This window comes from Pseudomonas sp. LBUM1669, from assembly GCF_059695705.1.
Genome location: NZ_CP166784.1, coordinates 1,543,094 through 1,568,925 on the forward strand (window position 1 = coordinate 1,543,094; position 25,832 = coordinate 1,568,925).

The following is a 25,832-nucleotide window of genomic DNA, read 5'->3' on the forward strand; positions in this document are numbered from 1 at the left end:
CTGATGTTATTGGTCTTGTGCGACGAATGGTGCGGGGGATGGACTTGAGGGTTCAATCGGCAAAAGCGGGTTTTGGGCGGTTATCGAACGCATGTTGGTCTGAGGCTTTTGTGTTGTTTGGGCTGGCCTCTTCGCGGGCAAGCCTCGCTCCTACGGGTTGTGCCGGGTTCATGGAATATGATTTAGGAGCGAGGCTTGCCCGCGAAGGGGGCAGTCCTGACAACACACCTTTTCCCGCAGCCAACAAAAAGCCCACCAAAAAGGTGGGCTTGATGTTTTCACAGCGCTATCAGAACAACTTCATCTTCGGCGCTTCTTCTTTCAGCGGTTCGACTTTCGCCGTCTGTTCGTTCCAGCCACCACCCAACGCCTTGTACAGATTGACCGCGCTGACCAGCTGCGCCAGACGATCGGTGATCAGCACTTGTTGGGCACTGAACAGCTGACGCTGGGCATCGAGGAAGGTCAGGTTGCTGTCGACACCGATACGGTAGCGACGCTCGGCCAGACGGTAGTAGTCCTGGTTGGCGGTGACGAAATCACGCTGCGCCTGCAACTGATCGGTGTAGGTCTGGCGGGCGGCCAGGCCGTCGGCGACTTCCTGGAAGGCCGTTTGAATGGACTTCTCGTAGTTCGCCACGCCGATGTCTTTCTGGATTTTCGAGTAATCCAGGCTGGCGCGCAGGCTGCCGGCGTTGAAGATCGGCAGGTTGATCTGCGGCGAGAACAACCAGGTGCCCGAACCGCCCTTGAACAGACCGGACAGGTCCGGGCTCAGGGTCCCGGCGTTGGCCGTCAGGCTGATGCTCGGGAAGAACGCCGCCCGTGCCGCGCCGATGTTGGCGTTGGCCGCTTTCAGGTTGTACTCGGCCTGGAGAATGTCCGGACGACGTTGCAGCAAGTCCGATGGCAGACCGGGCGGTACGTCGCTCAGCAGGTTGTCAGACAGTGGTTTGGCGGCTTGCAAATTGGCCGGGATGCCGGTTCCGAGCAGCAGCGCCAGGCTGTTTTCATCCTGCGCGACCTGACGGGTGTACTTGGCCAATTGTGCCCGGGCGTTTTCCACCGAGGTGCGCGACTGGGCCAGGTCCAGGGCCGAGGCCACACCGACTTCGTTGCTGCGCGCGGTGAGCTTGTAGCTCTCCTCGAACGCGCCGAGGGTGTCCTGGGTCAGTTTCAGCAGTTCCTTGTCGGCCTGCCAGGTCAGGTAGGCATTGGCCACGCTGGCCACCAGACTGATCTGCGTGCTGCGGCGGCCTTCTTCAGTGGCGAAGTATTTCTGCAGGGCTTCTTCGCTGAGGCTGCGAACCCGACCGAACAGGTCGAGTTCATAAGCGCTGATGCCGACGGTGGCCGAGTAGGAACTGGTAATCCCTGCTTGACCGGTCTGCGAAGCGTTAGCCGGAACGCGCTGACGGCTGCCGGTGCCATTGGCCGAAACAGCCGGGAACAGATCGGCACGCTGGATGCGGTACTGAGCGGCGAACGCGTCGATGTTCAGGGCTGCGACACGCAGGTCACGGTTGTTTTCCAGCGAAACCTGGATCAGCTGTTGCAGGGCCGGGTCATGGAAAAACTGCTTCCAGCCCTGTTCCGCAGCCGCCTGGCTTGGCGCCTGGGCCGGCGAATACGCCGGACCTTGCGGGTATTGGCCCGCCACTGGCGCCTCAGGCTGCTGATAATCGGGGATCAGCGAGCAGCCGCTCAGCACGAAGGCGGCAACTGCGATGGAGAGTAGCGACTTGCTCATTGGCCAGCCTCTTTAGAAGGTTCAATAGCGTCGTCCTGGTCGGCTTTTTTGCGTTGGCCAATGGACGACACGGTGACGAAGAACAGTGGGACCCAGAAGATCGCCAATACGGTGGCGGTGATCATACCGCCGATAACGCCCGTGCCGATTGCATGTTGGCTACCTGAACCGGCGCCCGTAGAAATCGCCAGCGGTACCACACCGAGCACGAAGGCCAGCGAGGTCATGATGATCGGTCGCAAACGCATCCGGCACGCTTCGATTGCCGCATCGCGCAGGCTACGCCCTTGCTCATGCAGTTCCTTGGCGAATTCGACGATCAGAATGGCGTTTTTCGCTGCCAGACCGATGGTTGTCAACAGACCTACCTGGAAGTACACGTCGTTGGAGAGTCCCCGAAGACTGGTGGCCAACAGCGCCCCGATGATCCCCAGAGGCACCACCAGCATTACTGCAATCGGAATCGACCAGCTTTCGTACAGCGCCGCCAGGCACAGGAACACCATCAGCAGCGACAACGCATACAGCGCGGGCGCCTGTGAGCCCGATAGTCGTTCTTCGTATGACAGACCGGTCCAGGAAATACCGACACCGGCCGGCAGTTTCTTGGCCAGGGCTTCGACTTCCGCCATGGCGTCACCGGTGGAGTAGCCCGGAGCCGGGGCACCGAGGATTTCCATCGCTTCTACACCGTTGTAACGCGAAAGCTTCGGCGCACCGTAAATCCACTCGCCCTTGGCGAAGGCTGAGAAGGGCACCATGGTGCCTGCGGCGTTACGCACATACCATTTCTTGATGTCTTCCGGGCTCATCCGCGAACCGGGTTGACCTTGCACGTAGACCTTCTTCACCCGACCACGGTCGATGAAGTCGTTGACGTAGCTACTGCCCAAGGCAATCGACAGGGTGCTGTTGATGTCGGTGAGGGTCAGGCCCAGCGCGCTGGCCTTCTCGTCATCGATTTCCAACTGGTATTGCGGCTCGTCGTTCAGGCCGTTCGGACGCACCTGATAAAGCACCTTGCTCTGTGCCGCCATGCCGAGGAACTGGTTGCGAGCCGCCATCAACTTGTCGTGACCGATACCGGCGCGGTCTTGCAGGAACACGTCGAAACCGGTGGCGTTACCCAACTCCAGTACCGCGGGTGGCGCGAAGGCGAACACCATCGCATCGCGGAAGGTGAAGAAGTGCTGCTGGGCGCGGGCGGCGAGTTTGAACACGCTGTTTTCCGCATCCCGCTGATCCCACGGCTTGAGCATGATGAACGCCATGCCCGAGCTTTGGCCGCGACCGGCGAAGTTGAAGCCGTTGACGGTAAAGACCGAGGCGACGGCGCTCGATTCCTTATCCAGCAGGTAAGAGCGCATCTCATCGATCACCACCTGCGTGCGCTCGGCGCTGGAGCCGGCCGGGGTCTGGACCTGGGCAAACAGCACGCCCTGGTCTTCTTCCGGCAGGAACGCCGTTGGGATGCGGGTGAACAGCCAGATCATGCCGACGACAATGATCAAGTAGGCCAGCAGGTACGGCGCCTTGTGCGTGAGCATGTTGCCTACGCCGCGCTCATAGCTTTTGACGCCGCGGTCGAAACTGCGGTTGAACCAGCCGAAGAAGCCGCGTTTGGGTGTGCCGTGCTCGCCTTTCGGAATCGCCTTGAGCATGGTGGCGCACAGTGCCGGGGTGAAGATCAGGGCAACCAGCACAGACAGGGCCATGGCCGAGACGATGGTGATAGAAAACTGCTTGTAGATCACGCCCGTGGAGCCGCTGAAGAACGCCATCGGCAGCAGTACCGCTGACAGCACCAGGGCGATACCGACCAGTGCACCCTGGATCTGCCCCATGGATTTCTTGGTGGCCTCCTTGGGTGACAGGCCTTCTTCACTCATGACCCGTTCGACGTTTTCCACCACGACAATGGCATCGTCCACCAGCAAACCGATGGCCAACACCATACCGAACATGGTCAGGGTGTTGATGCTGAAACCGAACGCCGCGAGGATCCCGAATGTACCCAGCAATACCACCGGCACGGTCATCGTGGTGATGACGGTGGCGCGGAAGTTTTGCAGGAACAGGAACATCACCAGGAACACCAACACGATCGCTTCGACCAGGGTTTCAACCACACCCTTGATCGACTCGGTCACCACTGGGGTGGTGTCGTATGGGAAGACCACTTCCATGCCTTGCGGGAAGAACGGCTTGAGCGTGTTGATGGTGTTGCGCAGCGCTTTCGCGGTGTCGAGAGCGTTGGCACCGTTGGCCAGTTTCACCGCCAGACCGGAAGCCGGTGCGCCGTTGAACTGAGCGTTGATGCTGTAGTTTTCACCACCCAGGCCCACATCGGCGACATCGGACAGGCGCACTTGCGAGCCGTCTTTGTTGACCTTGAGCAGGATCTTGTTGAACTGCTCGGCAGTCTGCAGGCGGGTCTTGCCGATGATGGTGGCGTTCAACTGCTGGCCGGGGGCAGCAGGCAGGCCGCCCAGTTGACCGGAGGACACCTGGATGTTCTGCGCTGCGATGGCCGCTTTCACGTCCACTGGCGTCAGGTTGAAGTTGTTCAGCTTGGCCGGATCGAGCCAGACACGCATCGCGTACTGGGAGCCGAAGACCTGGAAGTCACCAACACCGGCGGTCCGCGAGATCGGGTCCTGCATGTTCGACACGATGTAGTTGGACAGGTCGTCCTTGGTCATGCTGCCGTCGCGCGAGACCACGCCGATCACTAACAGGAAGTTTTTCACTGCCTTGGTCACGCGGATACCCTGTTGCTGCACTTCTTGCGGCAGCAGCGGGGTGGCCAGGTTCAGTTTGTTCTGGACCTGGACCTGCGCGGTATCGGAGTTGGTGCCCTGCTCGAAGGTCGCGGTAATGGTCATGCTGCCGTCGGAGTTACTTTCCGAGGAGACATAACGCAGGTTATCGATACCGTTGAGCTGTTGCTCGATCACTTGCACCACGGTGTCCTGCACGGTTTGTGCAGACGCGCCTGGGTAGGTCACGGAGATGGCAATGGCCGGTGGCGCAATACTTGGGTACTGGTTAATCGGTAGCTTGAGGATCGATAGAGCCCCGACCAGCATGATCACCAGGGCAATTACCCAGGCGAAAATCGGACGGTCGATAAAAAATTTCGACATGGTTTACTCCCCTTTGCCGCTGGAAGCCTTGTCAGCTGCCTGTGCGGGGGCCGGGTTCTTTGCGCCAACGTTAGTCGCTTCACTGGCTTTGACTTCGATGCCAGGTTTGACGTATTGCAGCCCTTCGGTGATCAGTCGATCGCCGGCCTTCAGGCCGTCTTCGATGAGCCATTGGCTGCCGACGGTGCGGCTGGCCTTGAGCTGACGCAGTTCGACCTTGTTATCCGCACCGACGACCAGTGCGGTCGGGGAGCCTTTGAGGTCACGGGTCACGCCTTGCTGTGGCGCCAGGATCGCTGCGCTGTTCACACCGGCCTGCAGCTGGGCGTGAACGAACATGCCCGGCAGAAGTGTGTGATCAGGGTTCGGGAACACGGCACGCAGGGTCACGGAACCGGTGGTCTGGTCAACCGAGACCTCGGAAAACTCGAGCTTTCCTTCCTGCTTGTACTGGCTGCCGTCTTCCAGGGTCAGCTTGACCGCTGCCGCGGTGTCACCGGCCTTTTGCAGACGACCGCTTTCCAGTTCGCGGCGCAGCTCAAGCAACTCTACGGAGGACTGGGTGACGTCGACATAGATCGGGTCCAGTTGTTGGATGACAGCCATGGCATCGACCTGGCCGCTGGTCACCAGCGCGCCTTCGGTCACGTTCGAGCGACCGATGCGGCCGGAGATCGGCGCGTAGACCTTGGTGTAGCGCACATTGATCTGCGCGGTTTGCAGAGCAGCTTCCGATTGCATGCGGTTGGCCACGGCCGTGTCGTATTCCTGACGACTGACAGCCTGTTCGTTGACCAGTTGCTTGTAGCGATCCGAGATTGACTTCGTCTGTTGCAGGTTGGCTTCGGCGCTTTTCAGCGTAGCGTCATAGACCGACGGATCGATCTGATACAGCTGCTGGCCGGCCTTGACGTCGCCGCCTTCCTTGAACAGACGTTTGAGAATGATGCCGTTGACCTGTGGGCGCACTTCGGCAATGCGGAACGCGCTGGTACGACCCGGAAGTTCGGAAGTCAGGGTGAAGGCTTGAGGTTGCAGGGTTACAACGCCGACCTGAGGAGGTGGCGCGGCGGGTGCCGCTTCTTCCTTTTTGCATCCGCTGAGCAGTGATGCCAAGGCGACGGCAGTGACCAGAGCGGTAACAGCTGGCTTGAATTGCATGAAAATCCTCGGGTCAGGCGCGCATGAAGCGCACAAGAAATGTGGAAGGGTAAAAATAGGTGCCGGGTGGATAAGTAGCTTGCTAAGGAATATACTTACGTTCATGGTTGTTTGTAAACACCTTGACTGCGTATCCACCCTGTTACCAACGCCCGTCAAAGGTTCGAATTGTAAGCCGGGGACGAGACCCAAGAGCGCTCGCCCCACTTTTGTTCAGCGGCTGTTCAGACATCGCTGAAGCATCCTGATTGAGGTTTTACTGCCATGGTCCGTCGTACCAAAGAGGAAGCTCAAGAAACCCGCAGCCAGATACTCGAAGCGGCAGAGAAGGCCTTTTATGAAAGGGGCGTGGCGCGCACGACGCTGGCGGACATCGCGACCCTGGCCGGTGTGACTCGCGGAGCCATCTACTGGCATTTCAGCAACAAGGCGGACCTGGTGCAGGCCATGCTCGATAGCTTGAAAGAGCCGCTCGATGAAATGGCCAGGGCCAGTGAGAGCGAAGATGAACTCGACCCGCTGGGCTGCATGCGCAAACTGCTGATTCATTTGTTTCATCAAGTTGCCCTGGACCCGAAAACCCGACGCATCAATGAGATTTTGTTTCATAAGTGCGAATTCACCGATGAAATGTGCGACCTGCGTCAGCAGCGCCGAGAGGTCAGTCTCGAATGCAATGTGCGAATCGCCCTGGCCCTGAGTAATGCGGTGAATCGGGGGCAAATGCCCGAGGACCTCGACACGGCCCGCGCGGCCATCAGCCTGCACGCCTACATTGATGGCATGCTGTACCAGTGGCTATTGGCCCCCGACAGTTTTCAACTGCACACTGAAGCCGAGCGTTGGGTCAATACAGGGTTGGACATGCTGCGCTTGAGCCCCAGCCTGCGCAAATGAAACAAAATGCGTAATTGGATCCGGTTATGTCAACCATTAAGGCGAGTATTGATCCCTTCAATGCACGCCTTATTGCAATGGGATGCTTTTATATACGCACGCTCGTCAGGTTGAAAGGTAGCGAACTACGTATTTTGTAGGGATTTTGTGTCGAGCGTGTGAATCAGTGTGAAGCCCTGTGAATAACCATGGCGCAACAAAAAGCCCCGACTCTTTCGAGTCGGGGCTTTTGCATTTCAAGGGGGACGCTTACATCACTGGATAGTCGATGTAGCCGACCGGGCCCTTGGAGTAGAACAATTCAGGACGCGCCTCATTCAGCGGCGTATCGGCCTTCAAACGTGCAGGCAGGTCCGGGTTGGCAATGAACGGCACACCGAAGGCGACTGCATCGGCTTTACCGGAAGCCAGCCAGGCGTTGGCGGTGTCCTTGGTGAAGCGTTCGTTGACGATGTACGGGCCGCCGAACGCTTCTTTAAGTTGTGGGCCGAGGCTGTCGCCTGCGTCTTGCTCACGGGAGCAGATGAACGCGATGCCACGTTTGCCCAACTCCTGAGCGACATAGGTGAAGGTCTCGGACAGATTGTCGTCGCCCATGTCATGCAAGTCGGCACGTGGTGACAGGTGCACACCCACGCGGCCTGCCCCCCAGACTTCGATCGCAGCGTCGGTCACTTCCAACAGCAGGCGCGCACGGTTTTCCAGGGAGCCACCGTAGTGGTCGGTGCGCTGGTTGGTGCTGGTTTGCAGGAACTGGTCGAGCAGGTAACCGTTGGCGCCGTGGATTTCCACGCCGTCGAAACCGGCGGCCTTGGCGTTCTCGGCACCCACGCGGTAAGCGTCGACGATGTCGGCGATTTCAGCGGTTTCCAGGGCGCGCGGAGTTGGGTAATCAGCCAGAGGGCGAACCAGGCTGACGTGACCTTTTTGCTGGATGGCGCTCGGTGCGACTGGCGCTTCACCGTTCAGGTACAACTCGTGGGAAACCCGGCCGACGTGCCACAGTTGCAGGAAAATCTTGCCACCGGCGCCGTGGATCGCTTTGGTCACGTTAGCCCAGCCGCGCACCTGATCGTTGGACCAGATACCCGGGGTGTCCGGGTAGCCGACGCCCATTGGCGTGACCGACGTGGCCTCGCTGAGGATCAGGCCGGCCGAGGCGCGTTGTACGTAGTATTCGGCCATCAGGGCGTTCGGAACACGGCCTTCGTCGGCGCGGCAGCGGGTCAGCGGCGCCATGATGATGCGGTTGGCCAGCTCGATGTCGCCCAGTTTGATCGGATCGAAAATAGTCGTCATTTAAGTACAACCCTCGTGAGGTATCAGTTGGTAGCAGGGGCCAGTTCGGGATTACCGCGCTGACGGAAAGTAATCAGGGTCACCAGCAGGGCGAGTACCGCCAGTGCGGCTGCCGCGAGTGGAACACTGGTCAGGCCGAAACCGTGGGCGATGACGCTGCCGCCGACCCAGGCGCCCAAGGCGTTGCCGATGTTGAAAGCGCCGATGTTGAGGGTCGACACCAGGTTCGGCGCGGCCTTGCCGTAGGTCACCACGTTCACTTGCAGGGCGGGCACGGCGGCAAAGCACGCGGTGGCCCAGAGGAACAGGGTGATTTCGGCAGGGATCAGTGCGACGCTGGTCCAGGTCAGTACGGTCGAGATCACGGCCATCGAGATGAAGACGCCGATCAGCGTCGCGGCCATGCCTTTGTCAGCCAGCTTGCCGCCGATGATGTTGCCGACCGTCAGGCCCAGGCCGATGAGCATCAGGGTCCAGGTCACGCCTTTGGGCGAGACGCCGGTGACATCACCGAGCAGCGGGGCGACATAGGTGAACAGGGTGAATACCGACGCCGCGAACAGCGCCGTCATGCTCAGCGACAGCCAGATCCCGGCGCCTTTGAGGGCGCGCAATTCGGCGCGCATGTCGAGTTTCTCTTCATCGCGCTTGGCCGGCAGGAAGCGGATCAGGCCAATCAACGCGATCACACCAATCACGGTCACTGCCCAGAAGGTCGAACGCCAGCCGGCTTCCTGACCGAGCGCGGTACCCAGCGGAACGCCGAGTACGTTGGCCAGGGTCAGGCCGGTGAACATCAAGGCCACGGCGGACGCGCGTTTGTTCGCCGGAACGAGACCTGCCGCCACCACCGAACCGATACCGAAGAACGCGCCGTGGCAGAGGGCGGTGACCACACGGGCAAACATCAGCACGTTGTAATCGGTCGCCATGGCACAGAGCAGGTTGCCGATGATGAAGATGCCCATCAACGCTACCAGTGCAGCCTTGCGCGGTAATCTGGAGGTGGCCAGTGCCATGAACGGCGCACCGATGGCCACGCCCAGGGCGTAACCGGTCACCAGCCAGCCAGCGCCCGGGATCGATACGCCGAGATCAGCCGCCACGTCGGGCAGCAGGCCCATGATGACGAACTCGGTGGTGCCGATGGCGAAGGCGCTCAAGGCCAGAATGATAAGCGAGAGGGGCATTGGTTAATTCCTTGTCGGAGCGCTGAGCTCCTTGACGATGGCCGCGAGGAACGCCTGGATCACGTCCTCGTTGCGCTTGAAGAAGTGCCATTGACCGGCTTTCTGGCTGCTGATCAGTCCCGCACGTTGCAAGGTCGCCAAATGGGCGGACACGGTCGACTGCGACAGGCCGCAGCGTTGATCGATCTGTCCGGCGCAAATGCCGTACTCGTGGTTGTGGATCTGTTCCGGGAACTGGGTCTTGGGGTCTTTCAGCCAGATGAGGATGTCTCGGCGGACTGGGTGTGCCAGGGCTTTTATTATTTCGTCGAGGTCGATGGTCATGGGTTTGGGCTCGTGATGAGTAAAACGCTATATCGCGATGAGGCGAACTTTAAATCGGTAGATCGCGATATACAAATATGATTTTGGTCTGGCGACCGCATAAATCGCTATATCGGGTTATAACGATGCGCTGAGTGTAAACATTCGAGGGCGCAATGCTAAGCTGCGCCCATGAACTATCTCGCCCATCTTCACCTCGGTGGCCAGCGTCCCGGTCAATTGCTCGGCAGTCTGTATGGCGATTTCGTCAAGGGACGGCTGCAAGGGCAGTTCGACCCGGAGATTGAAGCGGCCATCCAGCTGCATCGCAGCATCGACGTGTTTACCGACCGCCATCCGTTGGTGGATGCCTCGCTGTCGCGGTTTTCCATCACGCGCCGGCGTTACGCCGGGATCGTGCTCGACGTGTTTTTCGACCACTGCCTGGCGCGGGACTGGACACTTTATTCGGCTCAGCCGCTGGAGCGGTTCACCTCGGATGTGTATCGGGTGCTGTCGGCGGAGCCACAATTGCCGGAACGGTTGGCGAGGATTGCGCCGCACATGGTGGCGAATGACTGGTTGGGGTCTTATCAGGAATTCGACGTGCTGGAGCAGGTGCTACGGGGGATTTCCCGGCGGTTGACCCGACCAGAGGAACTGGCGGGGGCGATGCAGGAATTGCGCGTTCTGTATGAGCCGCTCAGTGAGGATTTCCGGTTGTTCTATCCGCAGCTTCAGGATTTCGCCCAGAACTATCCAGCACCCTAAACCCCTAGTAGGAGTGAGCCTGCTCGCGATAGCGGTGTGTCATTCAGCATCATTGTTGAATGTAAAACCGCTATCGCGAGCAGGCTCACTCCCACATGGATTAGTGTTTGTTCAGGGGATCTGCATCACGCCGCGATTGCGGGGCGCAGCGGTTCCGGTTGCGCCTGAGGGATCGCCCCAAACAACGCCTTCTGCACCGCCTGCTGTGCCTCGAACGCCAGCGCCGCACGCTCCCGGCCTTCGCAAGCGATCGGCTTGAGCACTTTGATTTCCACTTCCCCGCGATCATTGGCAAACAACCGCATCAGGTGCGACAGCAAATCATCATCGCCAATGAACGGCGCCAGCGAATCAAGTTCACCGTCACGCAGATAACGAATCGCCACCGGCTGCAGCTTCACTTCAGAATCAATCGCCGCTGACAGCAAGCGGCCATGAAAGGTACGCAATGAACGTCCATTGGTGGTGGTACCTTCCGGGAACATCAGCAGCGGATGTGCCTGCGCCAGGTGGCGCGTCATCTGTTTGCGAATCAGTTGGCTGTCACCCGAGCCGCGACGGATAAACAGGCTGCCAGCCTTGGCCGCCAACCAACCGGCCACCGGCCAGGTGCGCACTTCGGCTTTGGACAGAAATGACATCGGCGTGAGCATGCCCAGCAACGGAATGTCGGTCCAGGACACGTGATTGCTGACCCACAGCATCGGCTCTTTCGGCAGTTCACCGTGAACCGTCACGCGAAAGGGCAGGGCGTTGCTCAACCGCGCCATGAAAAATCGCGACCAGCGTTGGCGGCGTACCATCGAATGGGCAATCCCCAAGCGCTCGAACAGCCCGAACACACTGGCCATGCTCAACCCCAACGCGACCACCACCAGCACTCGCGCAATCCGCGCGTACACCCGTAACCGGCTCATCAGACCGCCGCCTTGAAGTGCTTGGCATAACGCGGGCAGAGTTCGTCGCGCTTGAGCAGGATAAACACGTCGGCGACCTGGAAGTCTTCGTCCCAGCACGGCTCGCCGCAGATCTTCGCGCCCAGGCGCATGTAGGCCTTGAGCAGCGGCGGCATTTCGGCGATCACGTTGGATGGGAGGTCCAAAACCGGCAGCGGCTTTTTCGGCTCGGCCCGCAAATGTTCGGTGCACAGGTAACGTTCGCGCAGTCGCTGCATGATCGCGTGGGCCTGAATCCCGCCGTCCTGCATCGGAATGCTCGCGCAACCCATTAAATAGCTGTAGCCGCCCTGATTCAGCACTTCAGCCAATTCACCCCAGAGCACCGCGATGGTGCCGCCGTTGCGATAAGCCGGGTCGACGCAGGTGCGACCGATTTCCAGGATCGGACCCTTCAGGTGGACCAGGCCGTGCAGGCTGAACTCTTCTTCACTGTAGAACTTGCCCAGACTGCTGGCGGCCGTGTGATCGAGCAAACGGGTGGTCGCTACCAAGCGACCGGTGTTCAAGTCACGCACGCCAATGTGGGCGCAGTGAACATCATAGTCGTCCATGTCCAGACCCAGCTCCGCGCCCTTGAGCTTGGCGTTGAACTCGCCGCTGAAGACGTTGAAACGCAAGGCCTGGGCTTCCTGCAATGCCTCGGCGCCCACCAGGCGTTCGGCTTGCAGGCGGCGTTCATTGCCGGTGTCGCTGATGCGGGCGATCTGAGTCATTGGGAATCTCCGTGCGGGCTGGTCAACCCGTCTTGGGTTAGAGCCGATCGACTTTCTTTATGCAGCCGTGTTGTGCAAAGTCAGGCTATGTAGCCCCGGTGTCATCGCCATGAAGCTTTGGTGATGCTTATATGACAGCCCTCAAGGAGCCTCTTATGCCCTGGCAAAACCTGTTGAATCGCCGCGATCGCCTGCCCGTTAACCCGGACCTGGCGGAGGGTTTCGCGACCTTGTTGCACACGTTGGGGACGGTCACGCCTTTCGAGCTGGCGGTGGTCGGCGGTCGGCTGATGGCGACGCCGGGGCTCGCGTTTCTGGTGGGCTATCAGGCGGCGCTGCGCATGCTTTGGCCGAGTGCACCGCTGAGCCTTGGCGCGTTGTGTGCCACCGAACAGCGCAGCCTGCGGGTGGCCGACATGCAGACTCGCCTGAGCGATTTACGCGTGAGTGGGCGCAAGGATTTTGTCACCGCTGGCGATGCGGCCGACTGGCTGCTGATAGCCGCGCGCAGCGAAGCGCCCGGCGAAACTGCGCGCTTGAGTCTGGCGGTGGTCTATCCCGATGAACCGGGCGTGCGCCTGGAAAAACTCCCGGCCATCGCGCTGATGCCGGACATCAGCCACGGTCGGTTGTTTCTGGACAACGCCCAGTGCGAATTGCTCGCGGGGGATGGCTGGGATGCCTACGTCAAACCGTTCCGCACGCTGGAAGACATTTATGTACTGAGCGCGATGACCGCGTGGCTGTATGGGGTGGGGCAGGACAGTGATTGGTCTCAGGCCCTGCAATTGCGGTTGCTGGCGCTGCTGGCCGGGTGTGCGGAAGTCAGCCGGCAAGCGCCGAATAATTTGGCCGGGCATGTGGTGCTGGGGGGATTGTTTGCGCAATTCGAGGGGCTCAAGGCTGAGGTCAATCAGGCACTGGTCGATGGCCCGCAGCACTGGGCGGCGATGTGGCAGCGTGATCAGAGCGTGATGGATCTGGCGGCGGGAGCCAGAGTTAAGCGATTGGCCAAGGCGTTGGCGGCGATCTGACTGGCCTCTTCGCGGGCAAGTCGGATCGCCGCACCGCTCGCTCCTACATGGGATCGCGAACTCCTGTAGGAGCGAGGCTTGCCCGCGAAGGCGGCCGCATAGGCGACACAAATTCCTAAATTGTCATCAACCTCGACTAGGCTCTGCAGGTTCATCCCTCCGAGCCCCCGCCATGTTCAAAGGCTTGCCCCTGATTTTCACGCTGCTGATCAGCCTCACCGCCCACGCCGAAACCTGGCCCGCCGAGCAATGGTCGACCGCTCCGACGGTCACCGGGCCAGCAGTTAAAGCCTTGGAAACCTACGCCTTCCCACCTCGCGATGATTCAACTCGGAAAGGCATCCGCACCGACGCCTTGCTGGTGATCCGTGACGGCCAATTGATCTACGAACGCTACGCCGGCCAAACCACTGCTGAAACTCCCCACCTGACCTGGTCGATCAGCAAAAGCCTGATGGCCACGGTCCTTGGCGTCGCCTATGGCGAAGGTCTGTTCAAACTCCAGGACCCGGTGCTGAAGTTTTATCCACTGCTGGAAAAACACCCGACCCTGACCATGGCCGACCTGCTGCATTGGGCCTCGGGTCTGGACTGGCAGGAAGACTATGAATACGCGCCGTTGAAATCCTCGGTGGTCGCGATGCTCTACACCCGGGGTCCCCCGGACATGGCCGCGTTCACCGCCGATCACGGTGAATACGCCAAACCCGGCGAGGCATTCCGTTACTCCAGCGGTGACAGCAATCTGTTGTCTGCGGCGCTGAAAAACATCGTCGGCCCGGTACGTTATCCCGACTATCCATGGACGGCGCTGTTCGAGCCTCTGGGGGTTCGCCACGCCGTCTGGGAAAGCGATGCCACGGGAACCTTCGTCGCTTCGTCCTATGCCTACCTCACCGTTCGTGACCTGGCGCGAGTCGGTCTGCTGATGGCGCGTGACGGTCGTTGGGGTGATCGACAGCTGCTGCCCAAAGACTGGGTCGCCTTTAACCGTGAACCCTTCGCCCGCTATCAAGCCAATCAGGACGATGCGGTTCCTGGCGGCCATTGGTGGCTCAATCGCGCGGGGGAGGGTGCTGCCAGTCCCTGGCCGGATGCCCCTGCTGACACCTTTGCCGCACTAGGCCATTGGGGGCAGGCGATGTACGTGATTCCCAGTGAAAACCTGGTGATCGTGCGCTACGGCGATGACCGCGACGACCTCTACCTGCACAACGAATTGCTCAAGCTCGCGCTCAAGGCCTTTGCCGGGAAGGTGCAGCCATGAACAACTTTATTCGTCGCCGACCGTTCAGCACGATGTGGCTGGTACTGCTGGTCGCCTTGCTCGGCTGGATCTGGCAGGAGCGGGTGGCGTTGTGGGCATTCCCCGACATCATCAGCGCCTACACCGCCAAGGAATATTGCTCGTGCCGGTACGTGATGAACAACCAGGCCGGGTACTGCCACACCTATGTAAAACAGTGGCTGCCCACCAGCGGCTTTACCGATGACCCCGCCAGCAAGCGCGTGACCGTCAGCGGCATGGGCCGCAGCAACAGCGCGCAATGGATCGGCGAACGCCAGGGTTGCCGCCTGCAACCCTGAATGCGCTGAAATTTCTTGTGGTGTAGGGCTATTGTGGCGAGGGGGTTTACCCCCGTTGCGCTGCGAAGCAGTGCCAAAACCTGCAACAGTGTTTTATCTGACACACCGAGGTTGCTGAATTTACGACTGCTGCGCAGCCGAACGGGGGTAAACCCCCTCGCCACAACAGCCCTTCACCACAGGGATATGTCATTGGTTCAAGTTCGGTGGCATTAGAGTTTGCAACCTGCCTCAGGGCGGTTAAGGTTCGTGCAGGTTTATTTGCCCCACGAGTCTCTATGTTCAAGCGGTCCCTTTCCAAAACCCTCGCCTTCCTGCTGCTGGCCGGCACCACCCTGTCGGCCCAAGCCAATTGGTACCTCGACGGCGAGTCCTCGCGGCTGTCGTTCATCAGCACCAAAAACGCCAACATCTCCGAAGTGCAGCGCTTTCTGGTGCTGCACGGAAAGGTCAGTCCCAAAGGCCTGGCCGAGGTGGAAGTCGAGATGGAGTCGGTGAACAGCGGCATCCCGTTGCGTGACGAACGCATGCGCAAGGAGTTGTTCGAGATCCAGACCTTTCCCGAAGCGCTGATCACCGCGCAGATCGATCTGCGCCCGATCAACGACCTCGCACCCGGTGCCCAACTGGAGCTGCGCTTGCCGCTGACCGTCAACCTTCACGGTAAAACCCACGAATACAACGCCGAACTGCTGGCAACTCGTCTCGATGACCGGCGCTTCCAGGTGGTGACCCTTGAACCGATTATCATCAATGCCGAAGACTTTGATCTGGCACCGGGCCTGGAAAGTTTGCGCAAGGTCGCCGGATTGTCGGCCATCAGTCTGTCGGTGCCGGTGGGTGCGGTACTGATATTCACGGCGCGCTGACATGGCCGGTGCAATCTTCCCCTGGCGTGCAGGCAACCACTTCGAACTGCTGATCGACGGCCCGCAGTTCTTCCCGCGCATGTTGGTCGCGATTGCCCGCGCTGAAGAACAGGTCGAACTGGAGCTGTACCTGGTGGAGGCGGGGGCCTGCGCCGAGGCCATGGTCCAGGCGTTGGTTCAGGCGGCCGAGCGCGGCGTGCGCGTGCGCTGCCTGTTCGATGACTACGGCAGCCTCGCGTTCACCCTGACCTTGCGTCAGCGTCTGACGGCCGCGGGCGTGGAGCTGCGTTTCTACAATCGCCTGAGCTGGCGGCGCTGGCTCGGTAACTTCTACCGCGATCACCGCAAGCTGTTGCTGGTCGATCAGAGCATGGCGGTGGTCGGTGGCACGGGCGTCACCGATGAGTTCTGGACGCCGGGCGAAGACACCAGCGAATGGCATGAAGTGATGGTGGAAATCACCGGTCCCTTGGTCATCGACTGGCAGTTGCTGTTCGATCGGCAATGGATCGCCAACCGCCACCGCCGCGCCTGGAAACCCTCATCGCACTTCGGCTTGCCGCGTTTGCCCCGGGTGCCGCCCATGGGCGAGGGCATGGGCCGGGTGGCCTATGCCGACGCCCGCCAGCACCGCGACATCCTGCAATCGCTGATTCGTGCGCTGAACAGCGGCCAGCGGCGGATCTGGCTGGCTACGCCTTATTTCCTGCCGACCTGGAAAGTCCGCCGCTCATTGCGCAGGGCCGCCGGCCGGGGCGTCGACGTGCGTCTGCTGCTGACCGGGCCGCGCACCGATCACCCGTCGGTGCGCTACGCCGGGCACCGCTATTACCCGCGACTGCTCAAGGCCGGGGTGAAGATCTTCGAATACCAGCCGTGTTTCCTGCACCTGAAAATGGTGCTGATCGATGACTGGGTGAGCATCGGCTCGTGCAATTTCGATCACTGGAACCTGCGCTTCAACCTGGAAGCCAACCTTGAAGCGCTGGACCCTGGACTGACGCGGGCGGTAGTGGTGAGTTTCGAGAAGGACTTTGCGTTGAGCCAGGAAGTGAGCCTGGAGGCATGGCAACGCCGACCGCTGTGGCGGCGAGTCAAGCAAAGGGTGTGGGGATGGGTGGATCGATTGGTGGTGAATCTGCTGGATCGACGCGGATAGTCGTCACACCAAAAAACCACTGTAGGAGCAGGCTCACTCCGACAGTGGTTTCAAGTTGCGATCAAATTGTGTGTACGACGCTAATCCCTTGTGGGAGTGAGCCTGCTCGCGATGGCGGCGTGACAGTCAACAGAGATGTTGAATGTGATGGCCTCATCGTCGGAACGCCGCCCGGAGCAAGCTCACTCCCACAGGTTTATTGCGGTGTGTCAGGGGTTACAGCAATTCAAAGCTCTGCTGCGTCACGTCCTGGGAATCCAGGCCGATCTGCACGTTGAACTTGCCGGGCTCCGCCGCGTACTTGAGCTGGGCGTTGTAGAACTTCAAGTCATCTTCGGTGATGGTGAAGTGCACGACTTTCTGTTCGCCGGCCTTCAACGTGATTTTCTGGAAGTTCTTCAGTTCCTTGACGGGGCGGATCATCGAGCCGGTCACGTCCTGGATGTACAGTTGCACCACGGTTTCGCCGTCGCGCTTGCCGGTGTTTTTCAGCATGACGCTGGCGTCGAGCTTGCCGGTTTTGTTCAGCGTGGTCGACGACAGCGCCATGTCGGTCAGGCTGAAATCGGTGTAGCTCAGGCCGAAGCCGAACGGGAACAGCGGCCCGGTGGTGTCATCAAAATACTGCGAGGTGTAGTTGCCCGGTTTGCCCGGCGTGAACGGCCGGCCGATGCTCAGGTGGTTGTAGTAGGTCGGAATCTGGCCTACGGAACGCGGGAAGGTGATCGGCAGTTTGCCCGACGGATTGTAGTCGCCGAACAGTACATCGGCGATGGCGTTGCCGCCTTCGGTGCCGCTGAACCAGGTTTCCAGAATCGCGTCAGCCTGTTCCTTCTCTTCGAGAATCGACAGCGGGCGGCCGTTCATCAATACCAGCACCAGCGGTTTGCCAGTGGCTTTCAGTGCCTTGATCAGCTCGCGCTGGTTGGCCGGGATATTGATGTCGGTGCGGCTCGATGACTCGTGGGACATGCCACGGGACTCGCCGACGGCTGCGACCACGACATCAGCGTCCTTGGCCGCCTTCACCGCTTCGTCGATCAGCACTTGGGCCGAACGCGGATCGTCGACCACTTCCGGGGCATCGAAGTTGAGGAAGTTCAGGTAATCGAGCACTTTCTTGTCGCTGGTGATGTTGGCGCCACGGGCGTAGATCAGCGTCGATTTATCCCCCAGCGCTTGGGTCATGCCGTCGAACAAGGTGACCGATTGAGCCGGACGACCGTTGGCGGCCCAACTGCCCATCATGTCGATCGGTGCCTTGGCCAGCGGGCCGACCAAGGCGATTTTTGCAGTTTTCTTCAACGGCAGGGTTTCGCCCTGGTTTTTCAGCAACACCATGCTGCGGCGCGCAACATCACGGGCCTCGGTGCGGTGCAGACGGCTGTCGGCGTTAGTGTCGGCCGGATCATCTTCAGCCTTGCCGATGCGCAGGTAAGGGTCCTTGAACAGGCCCATGTCGTACTTGGCGTCGAGCACCGCACGCACGGCGTTGTCGATGTCGCTCTGCTGGATCTCACCGGCCTTCAGCAGACCTGGCAGTTCCTTGCCGTAGAGCGTGTCGTTCATGCTCATGTGGATGCCGGCCTTGATCGCCAGCTTCGCGGCTTCGCGACCGTCAGCGGCAACGCCGTGCTTGATCAGCTCGAAAATCGCCCCGTGGTCGCTGACCGCCAGGCCTTTGAAACCCCATTCCTTGCGCAGCAGGTCGTTCATCAGCCAAGTGCTGGCTGTGGCCGGCACGCCGTTTATCGAGTTCAGCGCAACCATCACACCCCCCGCGCCGGCGTCGATGGCCGCGCGGTACGGTGGCAGGTAGTCCTGGTACATTTTGACCGGGCTCATGTCGACGACGTTGTAGTCGCGACCGCCCTCGACCGCGCCGTACAGGGCAAAGTGCTTGACGCTGGCCATGATGCTGTCGGCCGCGTTTGCGCCAGTGCCCTGGAAGGCCCGGACCATGACGCCGGCAATGCGCGACACCAGGTAAGTGTCTTCGCCGAAGCCTTCGGACGTGCGGCCCCAACGTGGGTCACGGGAAATGTCGACCATTGGCGCGAAGGTGATGTCGAGGCTGTCCGACGCGGCTTCCTTGGCGGCGATTCGCCCGGACAGGCCGATGGCGTCCATGTCCCAGCTCGAGGCCAGGGCCAGCGGGATCGGGAAAATCGTACGGTGGCCGTGGATCACGTCATAGGCGAAGAACATCGGGATCTTCAACCGGCTGCGCATGGCCGCGTCCTGCATCGGACGGTTTTCCGGACGGGTGATCGAGTTGAACGTGCCGCCGATGTTGCCGGCCGCGATTTCCTTGCGGATCAGCTCGCGAGGCATTTCCGGGCCGATGCTGATCAGGCGCAACTGGCCGATCTTTTCATCGAGGGTCATCTGCTTCATCAGGTTGCTGATGAACGCGTCCTTGTTTTCCAGAGGTGCAGGGGTCGTGGCGGCCAATACGGTATGACTGGCCAGGCTGACGAACAGTCCCAGCAAACACAGCTTCTTCATGAATAGTTTTCTCAAAAGCCTAAACGGCAGTGAATACGCGCCGGTCAGCCAAAATTTAGGGAGCGACTATTGTTGTTCAAGTAAATGCATGCACACTTGCGCAGTGTTTTAGCGCAGGGGCATCTTTTAGCCCATTGGCTCGATGCAATCCAGTGGTGGTGGCAGATTATGCCCCAAGAGACCGGACAGAAGGTCGCGGGTTGTTTTTCAAACGGAATGTGCAAGGGAGCGTCAACCAGATGAATGTACGACACCACTATCGATCGAGCCTGCAGGCTGCGGCCTTGATGTTGCTCACCACGCTGCTGGCCGGCTGCGGCATCAACAACATTCCGACCCTCGACGAACAGGCCAAGGCCGCCTGGGGGCAGGTGCAGAACCAGTACCAGCGCCGCGCCGACCTGATCCCCAATCTGGTGGAAACCGTCAAGGGCTACGCCAAACACGAAGAAGAAACCCTGACCGCGGTGATCGAAGCCCGGGCCAAGGCGACCTCGATCCAGGTGGATGCCAGCACCCTGGACAACCCGGAAAAACTCAAGCAGTTCCAGCAGGCGCAGGATCAGCTGACGGGTGCCTTGAGCCGTTTGATGGTGGTGTCCGAGCGTTACCCGGACCTCAAGGCCAACCAGAATTTCCTCGCGTTGCAATCGCAGCTCGAAGGCACCGAGAACCGCATCGCCGTGGCGCGTCGCGACTTCATCCTCGCGGTGCAGAAGTACAACACTGAAATCCGCACCTTCCCGGGTCGGCTGTGGCACACGGTGATGTACAGCGATTTGCCGATTCGCGAAACCTTCGAGGCCACCAGCCCCAATGCTGAAAAAGCGCCTGAAGTGAAGTTCTGATCGGCTTGACGCATCACCACGGATGAGGTTGCCAATGCGCGTGTTGAAAGTGGGCCTGGTGCTGGTGCTGTGGGTGTTTGCCCTGGCGGCCCAGGCCGAGTTGAAGTTTCCGCAGCTGACCGGGCGGGTGGTCGATAACGCCCAGATGATCGAGCCGTCGGTGCGCGAGCAACTGACGCAGCAACTCCAGGCCCATGAAAAAGCCACTGGCGAGCAGTTGGTCGTGGTGACGTTGCCGAACTTGCAGGGCACCGACATTGCCGATTTCGGTTATCAGCTGGGACGCTACTGGGGCATCGGCCAGAAGGACAAAAACACCGGCGCGTTGCTGATCGTTGCGCGCGATGATCGTAAATTGCGCATCGAAGTCGGTTACGGCCTGGAAGATCGCCTGACCGACGCGCAGAGTTCGGTGATCATCAATCAAGTGATCACACCAGCGTTCAAGACCGGCAACTTCAGCAAGGGCATCAGCGACGGGGTCGCTGCGATGCTGGTGGTGTTGGGCGGCAATCCGCTGGATGAACCGTCGACGGTCTATGAGCCGCGCGGCGATGAAGGTGACGATTTCGTGTCCCGCCACCCGGGTGTCTTCGTGTTTCTGGTGTTGCTGTTCATCCTGACGATTTTCGTCTGCCAGATGTTCGGGATCCTGCCCAGCGGTGGAGGTGGCAGAGGCAGTTCGGGGGGCGGTTTCGGCGGTGGCGGTTTTGGCGGCGGTGGAGGCGGCGGGGGCTTCAGCGGCGGTGGCGGCAGTTTCGGGGGCGGCGGTTCGTCGGGCGGCTGGTGATAACAATAATGAATGGGCATTGGTGAACATGGCTTTACTGACTGAACACGAACAACGCAAAGTCGCCGAGGCGATTGCCCGGGTCGAGCGCGACACCGACGCCGAACTGGTGACCGTGCTTGCGGCCCGCGCCGACGACTACGCGTACATCCCGCTGCTCTGGGCCAGCCTGCTGGCGCTGGTGGTGCCGGGTGTCGTGCATTACCTGACAGGCTGGCTGACCATGCACAGTCTGCTGCTGGTGCAATGGATCACGTTCATCGTGTTGTGCCTGGTGTTTCGGATTCCGAAAATCACCACCCACCTGATCCCGCGCTCGGTACGCCATTGGCGAGCGTCAAACCTGGCACGACGGCAGTTTCTGGAGCAGAACCTGCACCACACCGTGGGCAGCACCGGGATGCTGATTTTCGTCTGCGAAGCCGAGCGATATGTGGAGATTCTGGTGGACGAAGGGATTTCGAAACGGCTGGACAACAAGAACTGGGACGCGATTGTTGCGGCGTTTACGCAGCAAGTGAAGCAGGGCCAGACGTTGCAGGGGTTTGTGACGTGCGTCGAGGCGTGCGGCGAGTTGCTCAAGGTGCATGTGCCGGTGACGCATGTGAGGAATGAGTTGCCGAATCGGTTGGTGGTTTTGGGCTAAAGCTTTGCTGCAACTCATTCCCTGTAGCAGCTGGCGCAGCCTGCGTTCGGCTGCGAAGCAGTCGTGAATTCAGGCGCTGCGGTCATTCAGGCAAACCATGCATACCGGTTTTACGACTGCTTCGCAGCCGAACGCAGGCTTCGCCAGCTGCTACAGATCGCACCGTTCGGTAAATAACTGCGTGTCCCGGCCGGCCATCCCCCCTAAAATACCCGCCATTCCCCGATTCGCTCCGCCCGAGGCCGTTTTTTCCATGTCTGTCACCGCCACTCCCGCCAGCCTCGCGCCGGATCACCATGCCCAGTTCATCGACTTGCTGCAAACCAGCCTCGACCAGAATGCCTTCATCAAACTGGTCCTGGCCAAGTACGTCGGCACCGAAGCCGATTTGCAGCGGCTGATCATCAAGCAGCTCACGGTCAAGGATCAGCCCTGCCTGTCCTTCGTCTACCGCTACAAGACCCGCGACATCACCAAGAACCTGCCGCTTGCCGAGGGCGTGGCGACCCTCGCCGCGCTGTTGCCAGCCTCGTTCAAAAATGCGCATTTACTGTCGCTCACTGATGAAGCGCAGCTGGAATACAGCAAAAAGGGCAAGTCTTCGCTGTTCAAGAGCAAACCTCAGCAATTGCGCGAAGTGCCTTCCGCCGAGCACAACCGCGAGAAAAACCGCTTCCTCGACCTGAGCCGTCCGTTCCTCGCCGACCTGGGCGTTACAAACAGCAAGCACGAGCTGATCCCGGCGATGTCGCGCAAGTGGAAGCAGATCAACAAGTTCATCGAAGTCTTCAGCCATGCACTGACCACCTCGCCCTTGGCGCTGGACAAACCGGTGCAGGTTGCGGATTTCGGCTCGGGCAAGGGTTACCTGACCTTCGCGATCCACGACTACCTGCGCAACACCCTGAAGGCCGAAGGCGTGGTGACCGGCGTCGAGTTGCGCGAAGAAATGGTCAACCTGTGCAATGACGCCGCCGCCAAGCTCGAGCATCCGGGGCTGGTCTTCAAGTGCGGTGACGTGCGCAGCGTGGCGCCGAGCGAGCTGGACGTGATGATCGCGCTGCACGCCTGCGACATCGCCACCGACTATGCGATTCACACCGGCATCCGCTCCGGCGCCTCGATCATCATGTGCTCGCCGTGCTGCCACAAACAGATCCGCCTGCAAATCCAGAGCCCGGCGCTGCTCAAGCCGATGCTGCAATACGGTCTGCACCTGGGTCAGCAAGCGGAAATGGTCACCGACAGTTTGCGTGCGTTGTTCCTGGAAGCCTGTGGTTATGAAACCAAGGTGTTCGAGTTCATCTCACTGGACCACACCAACAAGAACAAGATGATTCTGGCGGTCAAACGCGCCGAGCCGGTGGACCCGGCCCAGCTGTTGGTGAAGATCCAGGAACTGAAGGACTTCTACCAGATCACCGAACATTGCCTTGAAACCCTGCTCCGAGCCGACGGCTACCTCTAAAACATCGCATGACCCTGTAGGAGCCAGGCTTGCCGGCGAAGGCGATAGTGCCGACGCCTTCGCCGGCAAGCCTGGCTCCTACAGGTCACGCGGTGGCAATGCGTGCGGGTTTCACCGCCGTCTTGCGTCCAAGCATCACCGTCACGATCACCCCGGCCGCAAACAGCCAGGTGATCGGCTCGATGTGTTCACCGAAGAACAACGCGGAAAACGCAATGGTGAAGAAGATCTGCAACAGCTGGATCTGACTGACCCGGGCAATGCCGCCCATCGCCAACCCGGCGTACCAGGCAAAGAACCCGATGAACTGCGAGAACAGCGAAACATAACCAAACGCCCACCAGGTCTTGGCCGAAATCTCACCCTGGTGTTGCAGCGCCAAATACACCACCGGTCCGATCAGCAGCGGCGTCGACAACACCAGCGCCCAGCAGATCACCTGCCAGCCGCCCATCTCCTTGGCCAACCGGCCGCCCTCGGCATAACCCAATCCCCCCACGGCAATCGCCCCGAGCATCAGCAAATCACCGGCCTGAATACTGCCGGCCCCGCTGATCAGCGCATAACCGAGCACCAGCGCACTGCCCAGCGCGGCGCAGGCCCAGAAGGCTTTCGACGGTCGTTCGTGGGACAACCACGCGGCGTACAGCGCGACGCACAGCGGTTGCAAACCGTTGACCAGCGCGCCGTGAGACGCCGGCAAGGTTTGCATGGCCCAGGCCGACAACACCGGGAAGCCAAGGATCACGCCTGCGATCACCAGTGTCAGGCCTTTGACCTGTTTCCAGGTCGGCCATTTTTCCCGGCGCCACAGCAACAACATCGCCGCCGGCACCGCCGCAAACAGCGCCCGGCCCAGGCCGTTGAGCAGCGGATGAAGTTCCTGCACGACGATCCGCGTGAAGGGCAGGGTGAGGCTGAAGATCACAACGCCGAGCAGGCCGAGGGCCATGCCGGTGTTTTCGCGCGAGGACATGATGGGGGACCAGAATCTAGAGTGATTGGAGGTGTATTCATCTAGCCATAAAATCAATGGTTTTGGCGCTTACAGCTGGGAACAGAAATATCCGTACAGTTGAGCGCGATTCTTGTGGCGAGGGAGCTTGCTCCCGTTCGGCTGCGCAGCAGTCGTAAAACCTGGAGACCTGATTCTCCGGGAAGAATGCAGGGGGGCCGCTTCGCAGCCCAGCGGGAGCAAGCTCCCTCGCCACAAAGGCCGAACTCAAACCTACATTGTCAGTAGTAGGTGGTTATTACCCGACCTCGCGGATAAGGACTACCTTGAATACTCCTGCGTATTTCCCAGAGGAGTCCTCCCCATGGCTGCCAAGAAAATTCTGATGCTGGTCGGCGATTACGTCGAAGATTATGAAGTGATGGTGCCTTTCCAGGCGCTGCTGATGGTCGGCCACACAGTGCATGCCGTTTGCCCGGACAAATCCGCCGGACAGACCGTGCGCACGGCGATTCACGACTTCGAAGGCGACCAGACCTACAGCGAAAAACCCGGCCACTTGTTCGCCCTGAACTTCGATTTCGCCAAGGTCGCCGAAGCCGACTACGACGCGCTGCTGATCCCGGGCGGTCGTGCGCCGGAATATCTGCGTCTGAATGAAAAAGTCCTGGAACTGGTGCGCGCGTTCGACAAGGCCGGCAAGCCGATCGCCGCCGTGTGTCACGGAGCGCAATTGCTGGCGGCAGCTGGGATTCTCGAAGGTCGCGAGTGCAGCGCTTATCCTGCCTGCGCGCCGGAAGTGCGTCTGGCGGGCGGTACGTTCATCGATATCCCAGTGACGGAAGGTCACGTTCAAGGCAATCTGGCCACTGCGCCTGCCTGGCCGGCGCACCCGAGCTGGCTCGCCGGTTTCCTCGGGTTGCTGGGCACCAAAATCACGCTGTAACGAGGGACTTTTTCATGTGCGAGCTGTACGTCAAAGCCGATCCGATTCTCTACGAATCGCGCTCCCGCTCGCTGCGCATCTGCGGGGTGGTCACCACCCTGCGCCTGGAAAATCAGTTCTGGGACATCCTCAGCGAAATCGCCGCGGTCGATGGCATGACTACCAACCAGTTGATCGCCAAGCTGTATGAAGAGGTGATGGACTATCGCGGCGAGGTAGTGAATTTCGCCTCGTTTTTGCGGGTGAGTTGTACGCGGTATTTGACTCAGCGGCGGGTGCAGGTGCCGGAGTTGTCGGTGGTGCGGGCGGGAGCTAAGTAGCGAATACTGCGTCGACCCAATCGCGAGCAGGCTCGCTCCCACAGTGGATCGCATTTCCATTGTAGGAGCGAGGCTTGCCCGCGAAGAGGCCGGTACAGGCGACAGATATCCCTGGCTGGTCTTTACTCTGAAGCGCGAAACCTTTCAATTGCCAAGGAGAAAGAGCATGTCCGGATGGTACGAAGTGAGCAAAAGCAGCAATGGTCAGTTCAAGTTTGTACTGAAGGCCGCCAACGCCGAAACCATTCTGACCAGCGAGCTGTACACCACTCGTGGCGCTGCCGACAACGGCATTGCTTCGGTGCAGAAGAACAGCCCGCTGGATGAGCGCTACGAAAAGAAAACCACCAAGGATGGCCATCCTTACTTCAACCTCAAGGCCGGCAACCACGAGATCATCGGGAGTAGCGAGACCTACTCTTCCACTGGCGCGATGGATAAAGGCATCGCCAGCGTCAAGGCCAATGGGCCGACTACCGTGATCAAGGACAAGACCTTGCCGGTGCTGTGAAC

At 60.2% G+C, this 25,832-nt stretch carries 24 protein-coding genes; 14 read left to right on the forward strand and 10 right to left on the reverse strand.

What is annotated here, in order from left to right; translation table 11 throughout:
* Nucleotides 1–289: 289 nt before the first annotated feature.
* Genes emhC through emhA form a run of 3 tightly spaced genes read right to left on the reverse strand, consistent with a single transcriptional unit; the run spans nt 290 to nt 6,057 of the window.
* Nucleotides 290–1,750 (reverse strand): efflux RND transporter outer membrane subunit EmhC, encoded by a 1,461-nt coding sequence (gene emhC, locus ACA051_RS07060; RefSeq protein WP_497308805.1) that lies wholly within the window; start codon nt 1,748–1,750, stop codon nt 290–292.
* Complete coding sequence (gene emhB / locus ACA051_RS07065) at nt 1,747–4,896, reverse strand: efflux RND transporter permease subunit EmhB (RefSeq protein ID WP_497308807.1); 3,150 nt, start codon at nt 4,894–4,896, stop codon at nt 1,747–1,749. The genes emhC and emhB overlap by 4 nt, the downstream gene beginning before the upstream one ends.
* Before the next feature lie 3 nt (nt 4,897–4,899).
* Complete coding sequence (gene emhA, locus ACA051_RS07070) at nt 4,900–6,057, reverse strand: efflux RND transporter periplasmic adaptor subunit EmhA (protein WP_497374100.1); 1,158 nt, start codon at nt 6,055–6,057, stop codon at nt 4,900–4,902.
* A gap of 264 nt (nt 6,058–6,321) precedes the next feature.
* Here emhA and emhR point away from each other — a divergent pair, with 264 nt between their 5' ends.
* Complete coding sequence (emhR, locus tag ACA051_RS07075) at nt 6,322–6,954, forward strand: efflux system transcriptional repressor EmhR (protein WP_497308811.1); 633 nt, start codon at nt 6,322–6,324, stop codon at nt 6,952–6,954.
* 249 nt (nt 6,955–7,203) lie between these two features.
* On the opposite strand, the gene ACA051_RS07080 is transcribed toward emhR, so the two are convergent.
* From ACA051_RS07080 to ACA051_RS07090, 3 genes are read right to left on the reverse strand one after another with little or no spacing between them, the layout of a single operon-like run.
* A complete protein-coding gene (locus ACA051_RS07080) occupies nt 7,204–8,253 on the reverse strand; it encodes an alkene reductase (RefSeq protein ID WP_497374101.1) in 1,050 nt (349 codons plus the stop codon).
* 23 nt (nt 8,254–8,276) lie between these two features.
* Nucleotides 8,277–9,443: an MFS transporter gene (locus tag ACA051_RS07085; RefSeq protein WP_497308815.1), complete on the reverse strand. Its 1,167-nt coding sequence runs from the start codon at nt 9,441–9,443 to the stop codon at nt 8,277–8,279.
* Nucleotides 9,444–9,446: 3 nt separating this feature from the next.
* Complete coding sequence (locus tag ACA051_RS07090; RefSeq protein ID WP_010462509.1) at nt 9,447–9,767, reverse strand: ArsR/SmtB family transcription factor; 321 nt, start codon at nt 9,765–9,767, stop codon at nt 9,447–9,449.
* 171 nt (nt 9,768–9,938) lie between these two features.
* Between ACA051_RS07090 and ACA051_RS07095 the strand changes: the two genes are divergently transcribed.
* Entirely contained in the window at nt 9,939–10,517 is a 579-nt protein-coding gene (locus tag ACA051_RS07095; RefSeq protein ID WP_497374102.1) for an acyl carrier protein phosphodiesterase, read from the forward strand.
* Between the two features lie 125 nt (nt 10,518–10,642).
* Here ACA051_RS07095 and ACA051_RS07100 read toward each other — a convergent pair whose 3' ends face one another.
* The gene (locus tag ACA051_RS07100) at nt 10,643–11,434 is read right to left on the reverse strand and encodes a lysophospholipid acyltransferase family protein (RefSeq protein ID WP_219095247.1); all 792 of its coding nucleotides are present in this window, start codon (nt 11,432–11,434) and stop codon (nt 10,643–10,645) included.
* Nucleotides 11,434–12,189, reverse strand: coding sequence for an L-ornithine N(alpha)-acyltransferase (gene olsB / locus ACA051_RS07105; protein WP_010462503.1), 756 nt, complete (start codon nt 12,187–12,189; stop codon nt 11,434–11,436). Before olsB ends, ACA051_RS07100 begins: the two co-directional genes overlap by 1 nt.
* Before the next feature lie 155 nt (nt 12,190–12,344).
* On the opposite strand from olsB, the gene ACA051_RS07110 reads away from it, so the two are divergent.
* The 5 genes from ACA051_RS07110 to ACA051_RS07130 all read left to right on the forward strand — a co-directional run bounded on the left by ACA051_RS07110 (nt 12,345) and on the right by ACA051_RS07130 (nt 16,838).
* Nucleotides 12,345–13,223 carry an acyl-CoA dehydrogenase middle domain-containing protein gene (locus tag ACA051_RS07110; RefSeq protein ID WP_497308820.1) on the forward strand — a complete coding sequence of 293 codons (879 nt, stop codon included), beginning with the start codon at nt 12,345–12,347 and terminating at the stop codon, nt 13,221–13,223.
* Nucleotides 13,224–13,395: 172 nt separating this feature from the next.
* Entirely contained in the window at nt 13,396–14,490 is a 1,095-nt protein-coding gene (locus ACA051_RS07115; RefSeq protein ID WP_497374103.1) for a serine hydrolase domain-containing protein, read from the forward strand.
* A complete protein-coding gene (locus ACA051_RS07120) occupies nt 14,487–14,810 on the forward strand; it encodes an amidase (protein WP_497374105.1) in 324 nt (107 codons plus the stop codon). Before ACA051_RS07115 ends, ACA051_RS07120 begins: the two co-directional genes overlap by 4 nt.
* Before the next feature lie 278 nt (nt 14,811–15,088).
* Nucleotides 15,089–15,679 carry a YceI family protein gene (locus ACA051_RS07125; RefSeq protein WP_497308826.1) on the forward strand — a complete coding sequence of 197 codons (591 nt, stop codon included), beginning with the start codon at nt 15,089–15,091 and terminating at the stop codon, nt 15,677–15,679.
* 1 nt (nt 15,680) lies between these two features.
* Nucleotides 15,681–16,838 (forward strand): phospholipase D-like domain-containing protein, encoded by a 1,158-nt coding sequence (locus ACA051_RS07130; protein ID WP_497374107.1) that lies wholly within the window; start codon nt 15,681–15,683, stop codon nt 16,836–16,838.
* A gap of 216 nt (nt 16,839–17,054) precedes the next feature.
* Here ACA051_RS07130 and bglX read toward each other — a convergent pair whose 3' ends face one another.
* Nucleotides 17,055–19,346: a beta-glucosidase BglX gene (gene bglX / locus ACA051_RS07135; RefSeq protein WP_497374109.1), complete on the reverse strand. Its 2,292-nt coding sequence runs from the start codon at nt 19,344–19,346 to the stop codon at nt 17,055–17,057.
* Nucleotides 19,347–19,585: 239 nt separating this feature from the next.
* On the opposite strand from bglX, the gene ACA051_RS07140 reads away from it, so the two are divergent.
* The 4 genes from ACA051_RS07140 to ACA051_RS07155 all read left to right on the forward strand — a co-directional run bounded on the left by ACA051_RS07140 (nt 19,586) and on the right by ACA051_RS07155 (nt 23,098).
* Entirely contained in the window at nt 19,586–20,194 is a 609-nt protein-coding gene (locus tag ACA051_RS07140; protein ID WP_497374111.1) for a LemA family protein, read from the forward strand.
* Between the two features lie 34 nt (nt 20,195–20,228).
* The gene (locus tag ACA051_RS07145) at nt 20,229–20,984 is read left to right on the forward strand and encodes a TPM domain-containing protein (RefSeq protein ID WP_497374113.1); all 756 of its coding nucleotides are present in this window, start codon (nt 20,229–20,231) and stop codon (nt 20,982–20,984) included.
* 28 nt (nt 20,985–21,012) lie between these two features.
* Complete coding sequence (locus ACA051_RS07150; protein ID WP_497308836.1) at nt 21,013–21,630, forward strand: TPM domain-containing protein; 618 nt, start codon at nt 21,013–21,015, stop codon at nt 21,628–21,630.
* 253 nt (nt 21,631–21,883) lie between these two features.
* Nucleotides 21,884–23,098, forward strand: a complete 1,215-nt coding sequence (locus ACA051_RS07155) for a class I SAM-dependent methyltransferase (RefSeq protein ID WP_497308838.1) — start codon at nt 21,884–21,886, stop codon at nt 23,096–23,098.
* An 85-nt stretch (nt 23,099–23,183) separates the two neighbouring features.
* On the opposite strand, the gene ACA051_RS07160 is transcribed toward ACA051_RS07155, so the two are convergent.
* Complete coding sequence (locus ACA051_RS07160; RefSeq protein ID WP_497374115.1) at nt 23,184–24,074, reverse strand: DMT family transporter; 891 nt, start codon at nt 24,072–24,074, stop codon at nt 23,184–23,186.
* A 343-nt stretch (nt 24,075–24,417) separates the two neighbouring features.
* On the opposite strand from ACA051_RS07160, the gene ACA051_RS07165 reads away from it, so the two are divergent.
* The 3 genes from ACA051_RS07165 (at nt 24,418) to ACA051_RS07175 (ending at nt 25,830) form a co-directional block, all read left to right on the forward strand.
* The gene (locus ACA051_RS07165) at nt 24,418–24,999 is read left to right on the forward strand and encodes a DJ-1/PfpI family protein (RefSeq protein WP_192420596.1); all 582 of its coding nucleotides are present in this window, start codon (nt 24,418–24,420) and stop codon (nt 24,997–24,999) included.
* A 14-nt stretch (nt 25,000–25,013) separates the two neighbouring features.
* Nucleotides 25,014–25,319 (forward strand): ribbon-helix-helix domain-containing protein, encoded by a 306-nt coding sequence (locus ACA051_RS07170; RefSeq protein WP_497308842.1) that lies wholly within the window; start codon nt 25,014–25,016, stop codon nt 25,317–25,319.
* Nucleotides 25,320–25,485: 166 nt separating this feature from the next.
* A complete protein-coding gene (locus tag ACA051_RS07175; RefSeq protein ID WP_403098842.1) occupies nt 25,486–25,830 on the forward strand; it encodes a YegP family protein in 345 nt (114 codons plus the stop codon).
* Nucleotides 25,831–25,832 lie beyond the last annotated feature (2 nt).